26 protein-coding genes and 1 pseudogene are annotated in these 18,381 nt (G+C 63.4%); 13 read left to right on the forward strand and 14 right to left on the reverse strand.

What is annotated here, in order from left to right:
• Nucleotides 1-14 precede the first annotated feature (14 nt).
• Nucleotides 15-932, reverse strand: coding sequence for a polyprenyl synthetase family protein (locus ACWGS8_RS01760; RefSeq protein ID WP_454579328.1), 918 nt, complete (start codon nucleotides 930-932; stop codon nucleotides 15-17).
• A gap of 78 nt (nucleotides 933-1,010) precedes the next feature.
• On the opposite strand from ACWGS8_RS01760, the gene ACWGS8_RS01765 reads away from it, so the two are divergent.
• The 3 genes from ACWGS8_RS01765 (at nucleotide 1,011) to ACWGS8_RS01775 (ending at nucleotide 2,761) form a co-directional block, all read left to right on the forward strand.
• Nucleotides 1,011-1,772 (forward strand): biosynthetic peptidoglycan transglycosylase, encoded by a 762-nt coding sequence (locus ACWGS8_RS01765; RefSeq protein WP_454579329.1) that lies wholly within the window; start codon nucleotides 1,011-1,013, stop codon nucleotides 1,770-1,772.
• A 140-nt stretch (nucleotides 1,773-1,912) separates the two neighbouring features.
• Nucleotides 1,913-2,095, forward strand: a complete 183-nt coding sequence (gene rpmF, locus ACWGS8_RS01770; RefSeq protein WP_008834724.1) for a 50S ribosomal protein L32 — start codon at nucleotides 1,913-1,915, stop codon at nucleotides 2,093-2,095.
• A 264-nt stretch (nucleotides 2,096-2,359) separates the two neighbouring features.
• Nucleotides 2,360-2,761: a hypothetical protein gene (locus ACWGS8_RS01775; RefSeq protein WP_454579330.1), complete on the forward strand. Its 402-nt coding sequence runs from the start codon at nucleotides 2,360-2,362 to the stop codon at nucleotides 2,759-2,761.
• Nucleotides 2,762-2,765: 4 nt separating this feature from the next.
• Here the strand turns inward: ACWGS8_RS01775 and ACWGS8_RS01780 are convergent, their stop codons facing one another.
• From ACWGS8_RS01780 to ACWGS8_RS01790, 3 genes are all read right to left on the reverse strand, one after another.
• Nucleotides 2,766-3,197, reverse strand: a complete 432-nt coding sequence (locus ACWGS8_RS01780; RefSeq protein ID WP_454579331.1) for a GlcG/HbpS family heme-binding protein — start codon at nucleotides 3,195-3,197, stop codon at nucleotides 2,766-2,768.
• 188 nt (nucleotides 3,198-3,385) lie between these two features.
• Nucleotides 3,386-3,619, reverse strand: a complete 234-nt coding sequence (locus ACWGS8_RS01785; protein WP_454579332.1) for a hypothetical protein — start codon at nucleotides 3,617-3,619, stop codon at nucleotides 3,386-3,388.
• 76 nt (nucleotides 3,620-3,695) lie between these two features.
• Entirely contained in the window at nucleotides 3,696-4,217 is a 522-nt protein-coding gene (locus ACWGS8_RS01790; RefSeq protein ID WP_454579333.1) for a winged helix-turn-helix transcriptional regulator, read from the reverse strand.
• A gap of 94 nt (nucleotides 4,218-4,311) precedes the next feature.
• Between ACWGS8_RS01790 and ACWGS8_RS01795 the strand changes: the two genes are divergently transcribed.
• The 5 genes from ACWGS8_RS01795 (at nucleotide 4,312) to ACWGS8_RS01815 (ending at nucleotide 7,256) form a co-directional block, all read left to right on the forward strand.
• A complete protein-coding gene (locus ACWGS8_RS01795) occupies nucleotides 4,312-5,148 on the forward strand; it encodes an alpha/beta fold hydrolase (protein ID WP_454579334.1) in 837 nt (278 codons plus the stop codon).
• A 106-nt stretch (nucleotides 5,149-5,254) separates the two neighbouring features.
• Complete coding sequence (locus ACWGS8_RS01800; protein ID WP_454579335.1) at nucleotides 5,255-5,911, forward strand: glutathione S-transferase family protein; 657 nt, start codon at nucleotides 5,255-5,257, stop codon at nucleotides 5,909-5,911.
• 5 nt (nucleotides 5,912-5,916) lie between these two features.
• Nucleotides 5,917-6,252 carry an ArsR/SmtB family transcription factor gene (locus ACWGS8_RS01805; protein ID WP_454579336.1) on the forward strand — a complete coding sequence of 112 codons (336 nt, stop codon included), beginning with the start codon at nucleotides 5,917-5,919 and terminating at the stop codon, nucleotides 6,250-6,252.
• An 11-nt stretch (nucleotides 6,253-6,263) separates the two neighbouring features.
• A complete protein-coding gene (locus tag ACWGS8_RS01810; protein WP_454579337.1) occupies nucleotides 6,264-6,740 on the forward strand; it encodes an SRPBCC family protein in 477 nt (158 codons plus the stop codon).
• A 51-nt stretch (nucleotides 6,741-6,791) separates the two neighbouring features.
• Entirely contained in the window at nucleotides 6,792-7,256 is a 465-nt protein-coding gene (locus ACWGS8_RS01815; RefSeq protein ID WP_454579338.1) for an SRPBCC family protein, read from the forward strand.
• Between the two features lie 36 nt (nucleotides 7,257-7,292).
• Here ACWGS8_RS01815 and ACWGS8_RS01820 read toward each other — a convergent pair whose 3' ends face one another.
• The 3 genes and pseudogenes from ACWGS8_RS01820 to ACWGS8_RS01830 form a co-directional block, all read right to left on the reverse strand.
• Entirely contained in the window at nucleotides 7,293-7,556 is a 264-nt protein-coding gene (locus ACWGS8_RS01820) for an ArsR/SmtB family transcription factor (RefSeq protein WP_010911936.1), read from the reverse strand.
• A 31-nt stretch (nucleotides 7,557-7,587) separates the two neighbouring features.
• Nucleotides 7,588-8,847, reverse strand: a pseudogene (locus ACWGS8_RS01825) (MFS transporter); the annotation flags it as partial.
• A gap of 78 nt (nucleotides 8,848-8,925) precedes the next feature.
• The gene (locus ACWGS8_RS01830) at nucleotides 8,926-9,120 is read right to left on the reverse strand and encodes a DUF1192 domain-containing protein (RefSeq protein WP_027047479.1); all 195 of its coding nucleotides are present in this window, start codon (nucleotides 9,118-9,120) and stop codon (nucleotides 8,926-8,928) included.
• A gap of 115 nt (nucleotides 9,121-9,235) precedes the next feature.
• On the opposite strand from ACWGS8_RS01830, the gene ACWGS8_RS01835 reads away from it, so the two are divergent.
• The 3 genes from ACWGS8_RS01835 (at nucleotide 9,236) to ACWGS8_RS01845 (ending at nucleotide 11,729) form a co-directional block, all read left to right on the forward strand.
• A complete protein-coding gene (locus ACWGS8_RS01835; RefSeq protein ID WP_454579339.1) occupies nucleotides 9,236-10,246 on the forward strand; it encodes an NAD(P)H-quinone oxidoreductase in 1,011 nt (336 codons plus the stop codon).
• Nucleotides 10,247-10,546: 300 nt separating this feature from the next.
• Nucleotides 10,547-10,687: a DUF1127 domain-containing protein gene (locus ACWGS8_RS01840; RefSeq protein WP_064987068.1), complete on the forward strand. Its 141-nt coding sequence runs from the start codon at nucleotides 10,547-10,549 to the stop codon at nucleotides 10,685-10,687.
• 349 nt (nucleotides 10,688-11,036) lie between these two features.
• The gene (locus tag ACWGS8_RS01845; protein WP_044548374.1) at nucleotides 11,037-11,729 is read left to right on the forward strand and encodes a DUF1013 domain-containing protein; all 693 of its coding nucleotides are present in this window, start codon (nucleotides 11,037-11,039) and stop codon (nucleotides 11,727-11,729) included.
• A 129-nt stretch (nucleotides 11,730-11,858) separates the two neighbouring features.
• Here the strand turns inward: ACWGS8_RS01845 and ACWGS8_RS01850 are convergent, their stop codons facing one another.
• The 4 genes from ACWGS8_RS01850 to ACWGS8_RS01865 form a co-directional block, all read right to left on the reverse strand.
• Nucleotides 11,859-12,578 (reverse strand): helix-turn-helix transcriptional regulator, encoded by a 720-nt coding sequence (locus ACWGS8_RS01850; protein WP_095201249.1) that lies wholly within the window; start codon nucleotides 12,576-12,578, stop codon nucleotides 11,859-11,861.
• A 66-nt stretch (nucleotides 12,579-12,644) separates the two neighbouring features.
• Nucleotides 12,645-13,052 carry a hypothetical protein gene (locus tag ACWGS8_RS01855; protein WP_454579340.1) on the reverse strand — a complete coding sequence of 136 codons (408 nt, stop codon included), beginning with the start codon at nucleotides 13,050-13,052 and terminating at the stop codon, nucleotides 12,645-12,647.
• Between the two features lie 66 nt (nucleotides 13,053-13,118).
• Complete coding sequence (locus ACWGS8_RS01860) at nucleotides 13,119-13,709, reverse strand: type 1 glutamine amidotransferase family protein (protein ID WP_454579341.1); 591 nt, start codon at nucleotides 13,707-13,709, stop codon at nucleotides 13,119-13,121.
• Between the two features lie 143 nt (nucleotides 13,710-13,852).
• Complete coding sequence (locus tag ACWGS8_RS01865; protein ID WP_454579342.1) at nucleotides 13,853-14,020, reverse strand: hypothetical protein; 168 nt, start codon at nucleotides 14,018-14,020, stop codon at nucleotides 13,853-13,855.
• A 288-nt stretch (nucleotides 14,021-14,308) separates the two neighbouring features.
• Here ACWGS8_RS01865 and ACWGS8_RS01870 point away from each other — a divergent pair, with 288 nt between their 5' ends.
• Together ACWGS8_RS01870 and ACWGS8_RS01875 are read left to right on the forward strand one after the other, a co-directional pair.
• The gene (locus tag ACWGS8_RS01870) at nucleotides 14,309-15,274 is read left to right on the forward strand and encodes a ring-cleaving dioxygenase (protein WP_454579343.1); all 966 of its coding nucleotides are present in this window, start codon (nucleotides 14,309-14,311) and stop codon (nucleotides 15,272-15,274) included.
• 102 nt (nucleotides 15,275-15,376) lie between these two features.
• On the forward strand, nucleotides 15,377-15,538 hold the full coding sequence (locus ACWGS8_RS01875; RefSeq protein WP_454579344.1) for a hypothetical protein: 162 nt from the start codon (nucleotides 15,377-15,379) through the stop codon (nucleotides 15,536-15,538).
• Between the two features lie 28 nt (nucleotides 15,539-15,566).
• Here the strand turns inward: ACWGS8_RS01875 and ACWGS8_RS01880 are convergent, their stop codons facing one another.
• From ACWGS8_RS01880 to ACWGS8_RS01890, 3 genes are all read right to left on the reverse strand, one after another.
• The gene (locus ACWGS8_RS01880; protein WP_454579345.1) at nucleotides 15,567-16,280 is read right to left on the reverse strand and encodes an SGNH/GDSL hydrolase family protein; all 714 of its coding nucleotides are present in this window, start codon (nucleotides 16,278-16,280) and stop codon (nucleotides 15,567-15,569) included.
• A gap of 89 nt (nucleotides 16,281-16,369) precedes the next feature.
• Nucleotides 16,370-17,101 (reverse strand): DUF899 domain-containing protein, encoded by a 732-nt coding sequence (locus tag ACWGS8_RS01885; protein WP_454579346.1) that lies wholly within the window; start codon nucleotides 17,099-17,101, stop codon nucleotides 16,370-16,372.
• Nucleotides 17,102-17,268: 167 nt separating this feature from the next.
• Nucleotides 17,269-18,294: a class I fructose-bisphosphate aldolase gene (locus ACWGS8_RS01890; protein ID WP_454579347.1), complete on the reverse strand. Its 1,026-nt coding sequence runs from the start codon at nucleotides 18,292-18,294 to the stop codon at nucleotides 17,269-17,271.
• Nucleotides 18,295-18,381 lie beyond the last annotated feature (87 nt).

Raw genomic sequence — 18,381 nt, forward strand, 5'->3', positions numbered from 1 at the left:
GTCGCGGCCCGCGCTCAACTGTTGCGCGTCGCGACGAAGGTCGCAGCCTCCTTCAGCAGCGCCGCCTTGTCGCCATAGGGGTCGAGCAGCGCGTGCGCCTGCCCGACAAGACCGTGCAGCTGGCTGCGCGCCCAATTCGCGCCATGCAGCGCCACCAGCGTTCCCTTGCCGGCGGCGGCGTCCTTGCCGGTCGCCTTGCCCATCTGGCCGGCGTCGGCGGTCAAATCGAGCAGGTCGTCGGCAAGCTGGAAGGCAAGGCCGATGGCCGAGCCGAACTCGGCCAGTCTTTCGCGGTCCTCGGCCGCAGCGCCGCCGATGATGGCGCCGGCCTCGCAGGCGAAGCGGATCAGGGCGCCGGTCTTCATCGCCTGCAGCGTTATGATGCCCGCCTCGTCGGGCGGTGTCTGCTCGGCTTCGAGGTCGAGCTTCTGGCCGCCGACCATGCCGCCGGCTCCGGCCGCGCGAGCAAGCGCCAGCACCAAGCCCGCTCGCCGCTCGGCCGGAAGCAAGGTCGCCTCGCTGGCGACGATGTCGAAGGCCAGCGTCAGCAGGGCGTCGCCGGCCAGGATCGCGGTTGCTTCGTCGAAAGCCTTGTGCACGGTCGGCTGGCCGCGGCGCAGATCATCATCGTCCATCGCCGGCAGGTCGTCATGGATCAGCGAATAGCAATGCACGCATTCGAGCGCCGCCGCGACGCGCAGTGCTGCTTCGCCATCGGCGGAGAAAAGGGCGGCGCTTGCCATGACCAGAAAGGGGCGCAGGCGCTTGCCGCCGTTCAGCACGCCATGGCGCATCGCCGCCATCAGGCGATCGGGCCGCGCGATCTCTCCCGAAAGCGGGCGATCGTCGAGCAAGCGCCGCAGCAGCACCTCGACGGCGGCTGCCCGCCTGATGAGCGCCATTTCGAACGCCATTTCGTCGTCATTCGTCATGATCGGGACCGGTAGCCGACACTCAGACGTTGCGCAAGAAGGCAAGCGCCATTATGCCGGAGCGAGGAGAAGCACGGGTTGGGCAGCTTGGCGGAACCGATCGTCGATCATGAAACCGAAAAGCTGGACATGGCGACGAGATCGCGCGGCGTGAACCGCCGCAGTCTCAGGCGCTGGGTCCGGCGCGGCCTTGTCGTGGCCGCCGTACTGGCGCTCATCCCGACCGTGCTGACCTTCCTTTACCTGCCGTCCTTCGTGCATCCGGTGTCGACGCTGATGCTGAAGGACCTGGCGACCTTCTCCGGCTATGACCGGCGCTGGGTGTCGATCGACGATGTCGCACCGGTATTGGCCCATTCCGTCATCATGTCGGAGGATGGGCAGTTCTGCTTCCACCGCGGCGTCGATCTCGGCGAATTGCGCGGCGTCGTCGACGATGCGCTTGCCGGCGAGGCGACGCGCGGCGCCTCGACTATCACCATGCAGACGGTGAAGAACCTTTTTCTCTGGTCGCGCCCGCTGGGCTCGGTGCGCAAGATCGTCGAACTGCCGCTCGCCGTCTTTTTCGACGCGGTGATGTCGAAACGCCGCATCATGGAAATCTACCTCAACATCGCCGAATGGGGGCCGGGCATCTACGGCATCGAGGCGGCGGCGCAGCATCATTTCGGCATTCCCGCAAAACAGCTGTCGCGCCGGCAGGCCGCGCTTCTCGCCGTCACCTTGCCCAATCCGATCGCCCGCAATCCGGCCAGACCCGGACCTGGCCTCAGACGGCTCGCCAATCTGATCGAGCGACGCGCCGGCCGCTCCGGCGCCTATGTCGGCTGTCTCGAGTAGCCGACACAAAAAAATTCGTGGCAGCGCTGGCCAAAACTGTGCCAGGCGTGTATAGGCACCCGACTTTCTCAGATTTAGGCCCCGACATGGCCCTTTCACGAGGGCGGGCGGGGCTTTTGACCATGTAGTGGAGCATATCCATGGCCGTTCCGAAACGCAAAACCTCTCCGTCCAAGCGCGGCATGCGCCGCTCGGCCGACGCCCTCAAGGCCCCGACCTATGTCGAGGACAAGAATTCCGGCGAAATGCGCCGTCCGCACCACATCGACCTGAAGACCGGCATGTATCGCGGTCGCCAGGTGCTGACCCCCAAGGAAAGCTGAGACCAGCTTTTTGAAGGGTTGAGTTACAAAAGACCGGCCTCTGGCCGGTCTTTTTGCGTTGGCGGAACCTAATTGCCGAGGCCCAGGCTGCACCGGCACGTAGTGCGCGCCGGCCACGTCAAGCGCCGAACCTCTGTCCTGCTCCATGTCGGCTGACATGGTTGTTGCATCCGGTCTTCGACCGTGTTTGCGGCCTCACACGAAAAATCTTGACGGCGTGGCTGTGGCGCATTCTACAGAAGGTGCCCCATATGGAGACGCCAGATGTTCGGTGCCGTCCCGCTTTTGATCGTGCCTTTCATTCTCTACAATCTTGGCCTGCTCGGAATTTTCGGCGGCGGCGACGACCCGTGGGAGGGCGAGATCTTCTCGTTCCGCATGATGTCGGGCGGGGTGTTCTCGATGACGCTCGGCGACCTGATGATACTGATCGGGCTGATCGTCCTGTTCCTCGAAATGGTGAAGTCTGCGCGCACGACCGGCGCTTCGATCATGGATCATCTCCTGTCGACGCTGGTCTTCGTCGCTTTCCTGGTCGAGTTCCTGCTGGTCAAGGGCGCGGCGCACTCGATCTTCTTCACGCTGATGATCATCGCGCTGTTCGATGTGCTGGCCGGTTTCGCTGTGTCGATGCGGTCAGCGAGCCGGGACATCAACCTCAACTAAGCACTCAGCCCGGATCTGCGGTGAAGCCTGCGGCCTCGATGCCGGCGATGGCCGCGGCCTCGTCATTGTCGGACGTGTCGCCTGAAATGCCGACGGCTCCGACAATACTGCCGGCCTTGTCGCGGATCAGCACGCCGCCCACGACTGGCAGCACACGTCCGCCCGACACGTCGGAGATACCGGAGACCAGATGCGGGCGCTCCTTGGCGAAGGCCTCGACCTTGCGCGAGCCCATGCCGATGGCCAGCGCGCCATAAGCCTTGCCCGCCGACATTTGCGGGCGCAGGAACGAGGCGCCGTCCTGGCGCTGGAACGCGACCAGATGGCCGCCGGCGTCAAGCACGGAGACGCCGAGCGGCCTGAGCTTGAGATCGGCGCCCTTGGCGAAGGCGGCATCGATGATTTGCCGGGCTTTTTCGAGCGGCAGTGCGGTCATGGCAATCTCCTGTTGGAAAGGGACAATCATCGGCGGCCGGCCGGCCGAAGCAATCCCGGTTTCGGTTGAAATTGCTTCTTGTGAAGCGGCGGGATGAAGAGTTGCTGCCAGGACGGCGCCGGCGAGCGGCTGGATCGGCAGGCGAACGGCGTCGGCTGGTCAGGCCGGGTTGCCGAAGGGCCGTGGGGTTATTTCTTCTTGGCGCGGGTGGGCTTCTTGACGGGCGCCGCCGTCGCGCTGGCAAGGTCTTCGGCTTCCTTTGCCAGCCGCAGAGCCCGTAGCTTGTCGGTCTTGGCCTTGCGGGCGTCGCTCTCCGCCGCATATTCGGCCATTGCCTTTTGGCGAACCGTTGCCGCCTCTTCCTGCTTCTTGAAGCGCAGATCGGCGCGCGCGCGGGCGGCATCCCGAGAGTTCTCAACCAAGACCTTATCCAATCCCGTGAATTGTGGTTTCCGCCTGTTCTAGCAGAGCCGGCCTCGCAACGGGGAAAATAGTTGGTTACGCGGCCGGACTGGCATCGAGAGCCTTGCTGGCGACCACGGCCTGATAGGCGGCCTGCAGGGTCGCGCGGACAGAAGGACCGGATGCCATGTCGAGCGGCATGCCCAGATGCTCATGGCGTAACTCGTCCATGAACTTCTCCCACATTGGCGGTCCGCCCTTTTCCAACAGTTCGGCGCGGATCGAGAGTTCCTCGGTGGTCGGCAGCCAGACGCGGCCCCAGGCGCCGAGATGGGCGAGAATCGGCACCAGCGTGATGGCCATCTCGGTCAGGCTGTAGATCGCCTTCTGCTTGTGAGAAGGGTCGTCGGCCTTGGTCAGCATGCCCAATTCCATCAGCCGCTTCAGCCGGTCGGCAAGGATGTTGGAGGCAATGCCTTCCATCGATCCGTTGAGCAGTTCGCGGAAATGCCGCCTGCCGCCAAAAATCATGTCGCGAAGGATGATCAGGCTCCAGCGGTCCCCGAACACTTCCAGCGACAGGTTGATCGGGCAGCCGGACCGGCGATCGAGGCTCATTCGATTCTCTCCACACAAAACCAGTTGCATTATCGTATCAGTCTTATTATCGTGCAACCGATTGCAAAATGCAATCGGATTAGGAGACTGAGTGATGACGAAGACCAATCGCCCCGAGATCAAATCCGAAGCCTTCGGCGATCCTGAAAATCCCGCGCTGCTTCTGATCATGGGCGCGATGGCCTCGATGCTGTGGTGGCCGGAGACATTTTGCCGGGAGTTGGCGGATGCCGGCCTGTATGTGATCCGCTACGACAATCGCGATACCGGCCGTTCGATCAAATATCCGCCGGGCAAGCCGCCCTATACATTCGACGACATGGCGGACGATGCGATTGGCGTGCTCGACAGCCATGGCATCGGCAAGGCCCATGTCGCCGGCATGTCGATGGGCGGCAGGATCGCGCAACTCGTGGCGCTCAAGCACCCGTCCCGCGTCGCGTCGCTGACGGTGATCAGCAGTTCGCCGGTGGGGATGGACACTTCGCATCTGCCGCAGACAACCGATGCCTATATCGAGCATTCGGCCGCGGGCGCCGATGTCGACTGGTCGGACCGCCGCCAGGTGATCGATTTCATGGTCAAGGACACGCAAGCGATCGCCAGCACCACACATCCGTTCGACGAAGCCCGGATGAGAGCCTTCATCGAGCAAGACTACGACCGCTCCGGCGGGTTCCTGAGCGCAACCAATCATTTTTCACTCAAGGGTGGCGATGCGTGGAAGGACCGCCTGCAGGAGATGGCGGCGCCACTGCTGGTCATCCATGGTACTTCTGATCCGATCTTTCCGGTCGAACATGGCGAGGCGCTGGCCAAAGCAGTCGCCGGCGCGGAACTCCTTCGCGTCGCGGGCGGTGGCCATGAGCTGCATCCGCAGGACTGGTCCGACATAGAAGCCGCCATCGTCGCCCATATCAGGTCCAACTGAACCATCGCGGGCGGTCTTGACGGACAAGGCATGTCGCAATAGTTAAGTAAATGCTTCAGTGTTGATCTCCCGCCCATCGACGAAACACGAAACAGAAGAGCACAGAATGTCCCTCACGCTGCATTTCCACCCGCTGGCCTCTTTCTGCTGGAAGCCACTGATCGCGCTCTACGAGAACGCCACCGCCTTCAACCCGGTCATCGTCGATCTCGGCGACGAGCGCTCGCGCGCGGCCTTTCTGAAGATATCGCCGAGCGGCAAGATGCCGGCGCTGCACGACGATGCGCGCGACCGCACGGTGCTGGAATCGACCATCGTCGTGGAATATCTGGCCGCGCACTATCCCGGGCCGGTCGCGCTCGTTCCCACCGATATCGACCTGGCGCTGGCGGTCCGCCAGGCCGACCGCTTCTATGATTTCTACGTGCAGGAGCCGATGCAGAAAATCGTCGGCGACCGGTTGCGGCCTCGGGACAGGACCGATCCGTTCGGCGTCGAGCAAGCGCGCGGCCAGCTGCGCAATTCCTACGCCATCGTCGAGCAGGAGATGCAATCGAAGACCTGGGCGGTGGGCGACGCCTTCAGCCTGGCCGATTGCGCGGCCTCTCCGGCACTCTTCTATGCCAACAAGGTGGAGCCGTTCGGCGACAAATACCCCGCCGTGAAACGCTACCACGACCGTCTGCTGCAGCGCCCTGCCTTTGCCAGGGTGGTCGAGGAGGCGCAGCCCTATTTCAAGTTCTTTCCCTACAACAACGGCTGACTGCGATGCTGCACGATCCCGCCCAGCTCGACCTGATGTTCCAGGCGCTCGCCGATCCGGCGCGGCGGCAGATGGTCGACCGGCTGTCGCGCGGCCCCGCCTCGGTCAGCCAGCTGGCCGAGCCGCTGGCGATGTCGCTGTCCGCCGTCGTCCAGCATCTCAACGTGCTGGAGGCGAGTGGCCTGGTGCGCACGCAGAAGGTGGGGCGGGTACGGACCTGCCAGATCGAGCACAAGGCGCTGAGGGCGGCGGAGCATTGGATCAACGAGCGGCGCCTCTCCTGGGAACGCCGGCTGGATCGGCTCGGTGATTTTCTGGCGGAAACCAAAGACGAAACATGAAGGAGGCCATCATGACCGAACCATCGGTGACCCACGCAACAATCGTGCTGGAGCGCGTCTACGACGCCTCGCCGGCGCGGGTGTTCCAGGCCCTTGCCGACCCACAGGCGCGCGCCCGCTGGGGAGCGCCGTCGAAAAATGTCGACCTGGTCTACGACAAGGCCGATTTCCGCGTCGGCGGGCTGGATATCAGCCGCTGCGGGCCGCACGGCAGCCTGATTTACCGCGTCGAGACCCGCTACATCGATATCGAGCCGGAGCAACGCATCGTTTCGACCGAGCTCGTTTGCGAGGGTTGGAACCGGCTTTCCGCCTCGCTGATCACGGTCGAGCTTCAGCCGGTGGGGGCGTCGACGCGGCTGGTGCTGACCGACCAGATCGCGGCCTTTGGCGGCAAGGACATGATCGCCGGCAGCCAGGCAGGGTTCAGCGCGGCGCTGGACAATTTGGCGGTGGAACTCCGGCATCAGTTGATGCCTGAAGCCTAAGGGCCGGCAGGACCTATTTCGGCAATCCAGTTACCAACAAGGACCCAGACCATGACCGAACGATCCGTCGTCCATTCCACCTTCGTCGTCGAGCGGAGCTATCCGGTGGCGCCGGCGAAAGTCTTCTCCGCGTTCAGCAATCCTGATGCCAAGCGGCGCTGGTTCGTCGATCCCCATGACCCCATGCCCAGCCGGCATGACATGGACTTTCGCGTCGGTGGCAAGGAGGTTAATGCAGGCTGCCAGAGCGATGGGCAGATGCATTTCTTCAACGCGGTCTATCAGGACATCGTGCCGGACCAGCGCATCGTCTACAGCTATGAGTTGCTGTTCGGTGAAACCCGCGTCTCTGTGTCACTGGCGACGATCGAGTTTGTGGCCGAAGGCGGGGGCACGCGGCTCGTGATGACGGAACAGGGCGCCTTTCTCGATGGCCACGACACCTCAGCAACGCGAGAGCATGGAACGGGCGAACTGCTCGATGCGCTCGGCGCCTTCCTGAAAGTCCAAGCCTGACTATCGTGGCGATGTCGAGGATAAAGGGCGAGCGGATCAGGCTTCCCAGAATTGATCGAGCCAGATGTTGAGTCTCAGGAAGCCGGCATTGCTTACCGTGTAGACGCGCCGCGTGCCCTCAGCCTTGGCGTTGACCAATCCGGCGTCGAGCAACACTTTCAGATGCTGTGATACGGCCGGGCGTGAGACTGGCAACCCGGCTGCCAACTCGTTGACGGTCTTCGGGCCGCGTCGAAGTTCTTCCAGAAGGTGGCGCCGATTGGGGTCGGCGATCGCCATGAAGGCGTCGGAAAACATCATGCCTCATTTGTGAGGCAAAGTTTTTCGAATCTCAACTGTCTGCTTCTGCTTTTCTTCTTGGGTCAAGCCGCAATGCTTCCGGCGTCACGGAGCGGTCGGCCGGCTGCGTCTTGAAGGCGTCGCGATCGCCGATCGGCACCGGGGCGCGGCGGCTGATGCGCAGCAGCGTGTAGCCGGCCAATGACAGATGCGCGAAAGCGGTCGCCAGGAACAGGCCCTCAGGGCGCATCCAGCCCATCAGCGCCGCCGCCAGCAAAGGCCCGATCATGGTGCCGAAGCCGTAAAGCAGCAGAAGTCCACCAGACACCTTGACGAAGTCCTCGGCACGGGCGTGGTCGTTGGCATGCGCCACGGCGATCGAATAGAGCGTATAGGCGAAGGCGCCGTAGGCGGCGGTGAAGACGATGACGAAGATGCCGGTACGCGGCTCGAACAGGAAGATCAGAAGCGCGAAGAGCGCCGCGCCGAAAGCGGCGCCAGCCAGCACGAAACGCCGGTCTGTCTTGTCGGAGAGACGCCCGGCCGGCAGCTGCATGGCGGCACCGGCGACGACGACAAGGCTCATCATCAAGGCGATCTCGGCAGTGGAAATGCCGATGCGCGCGCCATAGACCGCACCAAGCGTGCCCCAGGCGCCGTTGGCAATGCCGATCAAAACGCAGGCGATCGCCGACACCGGCGAGTTGGCGTAGAGCCCCTTGACGTCGAGTTTGACGTCCTGCAGCGGTTTGGGGTGCGACGCCGTCGAAACCGCTGTCGGGAGCAGCGACAGGCAGAACAGGATGCCGGTGATCATGAACAGCGACGCCGATCTCACGTCGCCGCCGGCGACGATCATCTGGCCGCCCATGATCGAGGCATAGGTGACCATCATGTAGAGGCCGAAGACGGTGCCGCGATTCTCGTTGGTGGCCTTCTCGTTCAGCCAGCTCTCGATAACCATGAAGGCGCCGGCCATGGTGAAGCCGGTGAAGGCGCGCAGCAGGATCCAGACATATTCGTCGATGATCAGGCCGGTGAGCAGGGCCACGATGGCGCCGGATGCGGCAAAGGCGCCGAAGGCGCGCACATGTCCGGCGCGGCGCACGATGCGCGGGGCAAAGAAGCAGCCGGTGACGAAGCCGCCGGCCCAGGCCGTGCCCATCAGGCCAAGCGATGCGGTGGAGAACCCTTCCACCTGGCCGCGCAGGGGCAACAGCAGCCCATGCAGACCCGATGCCGCCAGCAGGAAGGCAGTGCCGCGAAGCAGGGAGAGGATCGGTCTGTAGGATGCGAGCATTTTCTGATCCGGCTGGGCTCTGGGAGGGACTGAAGGTCTGAAGACAGTCGCATTCGGGCTTTTCGGCGGCGGGCTGTGCCGCCCGTCTGCCTATCCGCGACGGAACAGTGCCTCGGCGGCCGATTTTGTGTTGTCCTTGGCCTTGAGCTCCGCCTCCAGCCTTGCGATTTCGTCGCGCAGGATGCCGATGCGCTCCGACAACTCGCCAACCGAGAGCAGCGACAGGTCCTGCCCGATCTCGTGCGGGCGTGCCTTCTTCTTGGGTTCGTCGTCGAAGATCGCCATCGTTGCTCCTCCTCCGCCACACCAGATTGGCCATTTGCCTGATTTGGCAATCAGCATACATAGGGCAAGCGCGTCGATGCAAACAGCCGGTAAGAATGCGGCGAGGAAAGACTTCATGGCGAACGGACAGAAAATTCCGGCGAGGATGGCGGCAATCGCTATCTCGGAACCGGGTGGCCCACGGGTGCTGAAACCGGAAACGCGCGATGTGCCGCAGCCCGGCCCAGGCGAGATCCTGATCAAGGTGCATGCCGCCGGCGTCAACCGGCCCGACGTGCAGCAGCGCAAGGGCGCCTATCCGCCGCCGCCCGGCGCATCGGACCTGCCGGGCCTCGAAGTGTCGGGCGAAGTGGCTGCCCTTGGCGACGAGATATCGCGCTGGCGCATCGGCGACCGGGTGTGCGCGCTGACGCCCGGCGGCGGCTATGCCGAATATGTCAAGGTTCACTCCGGCAGCGTGCTGCCGCTGCCCGCCGGTTTCACCCACACCGAAGCAGCGGCCGTGCCGGAAAACTATTTCACCGTCTGGCACAATGTGTTCGAGCGCGGCGGCCTGAAGAAAGGCGAGACGTTGCTGGTGCATGGCGGCTCGTCCGGCATCGGCACCACGGCGATCCAGCTGGCTTCGGCCTTCGGCGCCTATGTCATCACCACTGCCGGATCCAGGGAAAAATGCGACGCCTGCCTGAAGCTCGGCGCCGACCGGGCGATCAATTACCGCGAGGAGGATTTCGTCACAGCGGTCAAGGAGGCGACGGATGGCAAGGGGGCCAATGTCATCCTCGACATGGTCGGCGGCGACTATGTCCAGCGCAACTACGAGGCGGCAGCCGTCGAGGGCCGCATTGTCCAGATCGCCGTGCAGGCTGGTGCTGTCGCCAGCGCCGATTTTTCCAAGATCATGGTCAAGCGACTAACCCATACCGGTTCGACGCTGCGGCCGCGCACCGTCGAGTTCAAGGCGGCGATCGCGGCGGCGTTGGAGGCGCAGGTATGGCCGCTGCTCGGCACGCGCAAGGTCGCACCCGTCATGGACATGATCTACCCGCTCACCGATGCCTGGCGCGCGCATGAGCGGATGGAGGAGGGCGAGCATATCGGCAAGATCGTGCTCGACGTCGGCTAGGACGTATCGATATTCCGGTGATGCCGGTCTGCAAATGGCTGATGCCTGCGCTTCCGGTGCTCGCGTACGAAAAGTACGCTCCGCTCCGGTTCTCGGTATCAACCATTTTCGACTCGGCCTGACCGGAATCTCGACACGTCTTGGGACAGCCCCCTTCGTCCACTGCCTACAAGATGAACAGAGGCTTAATGGTGCAATGCAGCATTTGCATCATTGCTATGCAAAATCGGTCGTTCAAGTTCCCACCGATGATCACTATCTGTGCAGCATCGAAACGAACACCCCATCACGAGGACTACCATGAACCCGATCCGCGCTTTCCGTAACTGGCGCATGTACAACGAGACCGTGCGCGAACTGAACCGTCTCAACGCTCGTCAGCTCAGCGATCTCGGCATCAACCGCGCCGATATCGAACGGATCGCCCGCCAGGCGATCTGATATCAAGCACGACCCGGCCGCAGGGCCGGGCTCATGCTGAGAAGTAGAGCCGTCGCAGACGTTTCCCGTTTCCGGTTCCGAGCCCGCTGGACCCCGTCCAGCGGGTTTTGTCTTTTTGGGGATTCAGGCAGTTGCAGGGTCGCGTCGCGGGATTCGCCGAGACTGTGGCGCGCCAGCAAAGCCAGCATACGAACGCGCTTGCCAGCTCCTAAACCCATCGGGGCCGCCGCGCCTGCAAAAACATTGCGAAACAGTAAGGGAACGGTTATACAGGCCGCGAATTTCCCATTTTGGTGGCTCTAAACCACCGCCCGCGCGGGAACGCGGGCGAACGAGAAGGATTTTTGAAATGGCCAACACGCTGCTGATGCCCAAGGCGACCGCCGTCTGGCTGGTCGACAACACCGCGCTCTCCTTCGAGCAGATCGCGCAGTTCTGCGGGCTGCATCCGCTCGAGGTCAAGGCAATCGCCGACGGCGAATCGGCGCAAGGCATCAAGGGCATGGACCCGATCATGACCGGCCAGCTGACCCGCGACGAGATCGCGCGCGCCGAGAAGGACCCGAACCAGCGCCTGAAGCTTTCCGACCCCAAGGTGCGGGTGCCGGAATCCAAGCGCAAGGGGCCGCGCTACACGCCGCTGTCGAAGCGCCAGGATCGGCCGAACGCCATCCTGTGGCTGGTGCGCAACCATCCCGAACTCAAGGACGCACAGATTTCGCGTCTTGTCGGCACCACCAAGTCGACGATCGAGCAGATCCGCGAACGCAAGCACTGGAACTCGGCCAATCTGCAGCCGATGGATCCGGTGACGCTGGGTCTCGCCTCGCAGATCGATCTCGACATGGAAGTCAACCGCGCTTCGCGCGGCCGCGAACAGGCGCAGCCGGTCGGTGACACGCTGCTGCCGGCGGCCCTGACCGAGCGGCTGGTGCCGGCGCCCGAAAAGCCGAAGGACGAGGATGCCGAACTCGACGCCAACGCCGTGTTCGCCAAGCTCTCGGCGCTGAAGTCGAAGAACGAAGACGCTGACGACGAATGAGGACAGGTCGGCCTTGGCCGATCAATCGACAACGATTGAAGCGACGAACGCCCGGAGCCATAGCGAAAGGGCAGGTCGCGCTTAAAAAAAAGCCCGCTTCGAGCGGGCTTTTTTTTTCCATATGCAATCTCAGCTTCGCGCCACTCGGTCCGGCGCCATACCGTAATCCTCGCTGCGCTCCACGGCCCGGTAGAAGTCGGCAAGCTGCTTGCCGCGCTCCGGCTTGAAGATGCGGCCGGCGATCACCACCGAGGCGATGCGGTCAATGCGGAAGGCGCGGAAGTCGTCGCGCATCTCGCACCAGGCGACCAGCGTCCAGACCTTGCCCCAGAACCACAGGCCGAGCGGCCTGATGTCACGCGCGGTGCCGCGCCCGGCCTCGTCGCAATAGTCGATGGTCAGCACCTGGCGCTTTTCGACGGCACGCTCGATCAGGTCGATCGCCTCGCGGGCGGCGTCGCTGACCACCCACATCGGCGTGTGGATCTCGGTACGGGCGATGCGGTCCTTTTCGGCATCGGGCAGCACGGCGCCGATCTTGACCAGCGCCTCGTCGGCGGCCCGCGCCATGGCGGCGCCGCCAAAGGCGCGCACCATGCGCGCACCGGCAACCAGCGCCACGATCTCGTCACGCGTGAACATCAGCGGCGGAAGATCGAAACCCTCCCTCATCATGTAGCCGACGCCGGCCTCGCCGTCGATCGGCACTCCCGTCGATTGCAGGTCGGCTATGTCGCGATAGATCGTTCGCTCGGAAACCTCGAGCCACGTGCCGAGCTTCTGGGCGGTGACCAGACGCCCACCCCGCAGATGCTGCACGATCTGAAAAAGCCTGTCGGCGCGGCGCATCGTTTGCTTCCCCAGTGTTGCTGCTGGAGCGGTTCCTGGACCGGAGCCGCTTCCAGACGACATTCATTACGGTTTCAGCCCTTCGCGCTTGCGCTGCGCGGCGATGAATTCCGCGCCAAAGGACAGTTTCTTCGTTGTCGGCGTCTTCGCATCCAGCACGCGCCAGAAGGGGGCGACGTCGCTCAGCGTCATGCCGCGCTCGAGATCTTCCCTGGCGGCTTCGGCAACCGTACGCAAATGGTAGCCGATGGTCACCGGACATGTCACTTCGGCGCCATGTTCGATAGCAAGGGCTGTGCGCAGCGCACGGACATCCATCTCGACGCCTTCCGGAATCGAGCGGATGAAATCATCGACCTGGCGCGCCGTCGGCACCAGCATCGGCTGGCCTTCGACCACGTCACCCACCGTGCGTGGCGTTGGTTTCACGCCGTTGATGCCAGGCGTGTTCAGCCTGTCGTTCCAGCTTTTCATCGATCGTTCTCTCGGCCGGCCATGCGCATTATCCCACCATCGCACGTCCCTCCTGACAGCATACTGTCAGGAGGCTTCAGCATATTCCCTGGCAAACAGCGTCCGCATCTGCGCGAGATCGCCGTCTCTTTCGGGATAGAGCGTCTTCAGAAAGGCAAGGGCAAAGGTGCCGGGCGCCGAACCCGGCGCGGACACGATCTTGCCGTCGGCGACCGCATGCGGCACGTCCTGATAGTTGCCGTCGCCGGCATAGCCGGCTTCATGTCCGTTGATCCAGTCGCGGCCATTGCTGGTATGTTTGGCTTGTTCGAACATGCCGGCCCGGGCCAGTGCCAGCGTACCGGCGCAGATGCCGCCGACGACGCCGCCGCGCGTTGCAACGGTATTGAGCAGTTGAGCGACATCCGGAGGTGTTTTGCCAGCCCACTGGTCGGAACCGATGACGGCGACCGCGTCAAGATCGGCATTCTCGTCGATGCCGGCTGAGCGGTCGGGTGTCAGCCGAAAACCGCTGATGCCGGTCACCGGCTTGCCTCCCGGGGTCAATGACACGGCACGAGCGCCGAACCACTCAACCGCCGAGGCGGCCAGCAAGCCATATTCCCAGTCGGCAAAACCTTCGATGAAGACGAAGCCGATTGTCTTCTGATCAGGCATAAGCTCGCTCCGTCCCCCAGCGCGCCGCGTCTTTGTTTTCATGCATGTCGGGCCCCCCTAAACCGGGGGCCACTTTTGGGCGACATGCACTGATATCTGGGCATTGGCGCGCCCGTGTCCAATATCAATGTCGAAAAATCGCCTCAATTGCCGCGGAAGCGACGTTCCGCATACATATCGGGCCAACCGATATCCTTGCGGATGTCCGCGGGCAGCGCGTTCATGAAACGCTGCGTACGAATTTCGTTGCGCATGGTGCGAACCTTGCCGACATAGTGCTGCATGCCGCGCAGGATGGTGAAACCGTTCATGGCTATTCTCCTCTCTCTAACTGGAGGCAGTATCGCACACCCCTCCTGACAGCAGTCTGTCAGGAGGATGGCAGGGCGCGCGACGATCGTTCCGGCTGGCGGGAATTGTCCTCGGCCCGTGGCCCTCGACCTAGCTGGCGGATGGAGGATTGTTCACCGCGAGGCTGCCTGCGGAGCGCCATTGTTCAATTGGAGGCGACGGACCGTCAGGATCGGCGGCCTTCAGCGGCGTGACCGGAGTTCTGATATGAAGGGAGAAAATTCTTCCCCAAAACCAGGGAGACGACCATGAGCCTGCAACTGACAGGAATCCACCATCTGACCGCCATCACCGCCAACGCACCGGGCAATCTTCACTTCTACACGAAGGTGCTGGGCTTGCGGCTGGTCAAGAAGACGGTGAACCAGGACGACACGTCGGCCTATCACCTTTTCTATGCCGACGGCGAAGCGACGCCGGGCACCGACCTGACCTTCTTCGACTGGCCGGTTGGCCGCGAACGGCGCGGCACCCACAGCATCGCGCGAACCAGTCTCAGGGTCGGCAGTCCGGAGAGCCTGGCCTGGTGGAAACAGCACCTGGCCGCCGAAGGCATCATGATAGGAGAAATTGCGAACATTGGCGGCTACCCGTCCCTCGATTTCGAGGATCCCGAGGGCCAGCGTCTGCGGCTCGTCAGCGATGGCGGCAAGGGCGGCAGCCATCCCTGGGCGCAAAGCCCGGTGCCGGCCGAGCATCAGATCCGCGGGCTCGGGCCGATCGTCATCAGCGTCCCCGACATCACCAACACCGAGGCAGTGCTGACCCGAGTGATGAACATGCGCAAGGACCGCGATTATGCTTCGCCGGATGGCGAGGGCCAGGTCCACGTCTTCGAGATGGGCGCTGGCGGGCCGGCGGCGGAGCTTCATGTCGCTGTGCAGCCCGGGCTGGCTCCCGCAAGGCAAGGCGCCGGTGCGGTTCACCATGTTGCCTTCAGGGCGCCGGACCAGGAGACGCTGCATCAATGGACCGCCCGTCTGGCTGAATTCCGCCTGCCGTCGAGCGGCGAGGTCGAGCGCTACTACTTCCGCTCGCTCTATTTCCGTGAGCCCAACGGCATCCTGTTCGAGATCGCCACAGACGGGCCGGGCTTCACCGCCGACGAGCCGCTGGAGACGCTGGGCGAAAGCCTGGCACTGCCGCCGTTCCTCGAACCGAAGCGGGCCTCGATCGAAGCCGGCCTCAAGCCGCTGAAGCAGATCACTGTCTGAAAGGTGGGCGCCGCGTTTCCGGTTCGGATTGTGGCGCCTGTTCTTTCTCAGAGATCGAACAAGGCGCTTTGACAGCCGGCGACGTTGCTGGTCAAAGGCGGCATGACGAAACTCCTCGCCCTTGTCATTGTCGGTTTCATGGTCATCCAGCTGATCAAGCCGATCGGCTGGCCGGGACTCAAGCGACGGAGCGACTTCTGGAAGCTGGCGTTTCTCGCCATGGCCGCGATCTCGCTGGCGGCCGTGCTCGGGCATCTGACATAGGCCTGCAAGCCGTGTCGGCCGTCGGTGTTCAGCTGGCGAGCACCAGACCCACGAGATGCTCGGCCCAGGCGCGGTAGCCCGCCTCCGAGGCGTGGAAGCCGTCCGAGGCGAAACCCTGTTCGGGATTGGTGATCGGCAGGCGCGGGGCCGGCACCGCACCGCGCTCCAGGCAGAGCCGTTCACCCATTCGGTTCATCGCGGTGGCGCGGATCTCGAGGATTTTGCCGAGCAGCGGCGGCATGGCCGGCGCCCGCGTGAACTCCAGCACCGGCGACCACACCACGCGCGCTTCCGGCCATTTGGCGCGCAGGCCGTAGAGCAGGCCGCCGAACTCCTTCTTGAAGCGCGGCACTGAATGAAAATTCTTGGTGTCGTTGGTGCCGATGGCGAGTACGATATGCGTCCACGGATCGGCCGACAGATTGGGCAGGACATGGTCGCGGATCTGGCCCGACGTCGCCGAATTGAAGCCGGCGGCGCGCCAGCGCACCGCGCGGCCGGTGCGCTGAGAGATCAGCACGGCGAGCTGCGCGGCAAGCCCGTCCTCGGAATTGCCGATGCCGACCGAGGCGGCCGAGGAGTCGCCCAGCACCAGAAGCGAGATATCAGGCGCCTTGCCGGCAAGATCGTGCATGACCGGTCCCCGTGCCGGCAGCATGCGCGTGGTGCGGCGGCGCACGCCGAGCCCCTGCCAGATATAGACGGGGAAGGCGAGCCAGGTGAGAGAGGCCGGGAAGCGCATGGCGGAACCGTGGAATGATCTAGGGCAGGCTTAGCGCATGTTGGGGCCGAGGTGAACGGATCCTTGCATCGCCGGCCGGTGCCCTAAGGTCAGATATCGTCCCGTTGCGACCTGTTCCCATATTCATCGTGCAGCCGCACCCAGTCCATGAAGGTCCCGTAAGGACCGGTCTCGTCACGACCTTTCGGTGCAATGTCGAGATACTGATAGGCGCCGATGAACTGCTCGCTGCCGCGCGCGCGTGACATGAAGGTCAGGAAGATGTCACCGGTTTCGCCCTTGTAGAAGACAGTGGTGCCGGGCAGATCCTTCGATGTTAGCACCGGTGTTTCGAAATTGTAGACCGCTTCGCCGGATGCGAGCTGTTTGTCGGTGAAGGACACCTGCATATCGAAGTTGAAGTCCGACGCATAGGAAGACACCCAGTCGAACGTCCAGCCCATTCGCTGCTTGTAGGGCAGCAGCTCGGCAAGCGGCGCCCGCGATATGGTGACAAGGGACACGTCATGATGCCTGAGATGCCGGTTGGCGCCGTCCATATGGTCGGCTACGAAGGCACAGCTTTCACAGTGATGAATGGAGCCTGGCGCGAACACGAAGTGGTAGACGATCAGCTGGCTGCGGTTGGCGAAAAGATCGGCCAGTTTCTTCGGTCCTTGCTCCGTCTCAAAGACGTAGTCCTTCCTTACTTTCAGCCAGGGCAGTTCCCGCCGCTCAGCCGCAATACGCTCGCGCAGCCGCGTCAGTTCCTTTTCACGCGCCAGATGCGCCTTGTGCGCCTGGAACCAGTCTTCGCGTGAAACGACCTTGTTGCGATACATGAACCTCTCCCTGTCTCTCTCATGCCAAGGACGTTCGGGACGAGCGCAAACCGACACCGCCGGCAACGCCCAGAGGAAATAGGGATGAGGAGGTCTTCCCCCAAATCGCAGGCAACAAAAACCCGGGCGCATTGGCCCGGGTTTGAACGGAGGCGGAAAAGCTGGGTTCAGGCGGCCTGTTCGAGGCTCGGCTTCCATTTTCCAAGCGCCGCCAGATAATTCATATGGGCGCGATGGGTGAAGGCGGCCTGGCCGGCGGCGACATTCGACGCCTTGCCGCTCCATGCCTTCTGGGGGGCCGCCTGCAGCGCGCGGCCGTAGGAGAAGGTCAGCTTCCACGGGTGCGGTCCGATGGCGTTGATGGCGTTGAGGTTGGCGGTCGCCTCCTCGTCCTCCTGGCCGCCGGAGAGGAAGGCGATGCCCGGGACCGCCGCCGGCACGGTCTCGCGGAACAGTTTTATGGTTTTCTCGGCGACTTCTTCGGGGCTGTCCACCGTGCCCGACTTCTTGCCCGACAGCACCATGTTGGGCTTCAGGATCGTGCCTTCGAGTACGACGCGCGCCGCATGGAGTTCATCATAGAGCTTGATCAGCGTCGCCTTCGAGACCTCGTAGCAGGTGGCGATGTCGTGGGCGCCGTCCATCAGCACTTCCGGCTCGACGATCGGCACGATGCCGGCTTCCTGGCAAAGGGCGGCATAGCGGGCGAGCGCATGGGTGTTCGCGCTGATCGAAGTGGCCGAGGGCACCCCCTTGCCGGTGTCGATGTCGATCACCGCGCGCCATTTGGCGAAGCGGGCGCCGAGCTTGTAGTATTCGGCAAGGCGCTCGCGCAGGCCGTCGAGGCCTTCGGTGATGGTATCGCCGGGAAAGCCGGCCAGCGGCTTGGCGCCGGCATCGACCTTGATGCCGGGAATGGCGCCTGATGCCTTGATGATGTCGACCAGTGGCGTGCCGTCGGCCGCCTTCTGGCGGATGGTCTCGTCATAGAGGATGACGCCGGAAATGTACTTGCTCATCGCGTCCCTGGCGCGGAACATCATCTCGCGATAGTCGCGGCGGCTGTCGGCGGTCGATTCGACGCCGATGACGTCGAAACGCTTCTTGATCGTGCCGGAACTTTCGTCGGCGGCCAGCAGGCCCTTGCCGTTGGCCACGATCGCGGCGGCAATGTCTTCGAGACGTTCGCTCATCATGCTTCTCCTGAAAAGGGTTCGTTCCGCGCTTAACGGAAGTCTACCGCCAAAGGAATGGCATCGGAAAGCTCGAATCGATTGAAA

Source organism: Mesorhizobium sp. 43Arga (assembly GCF_053714255.1).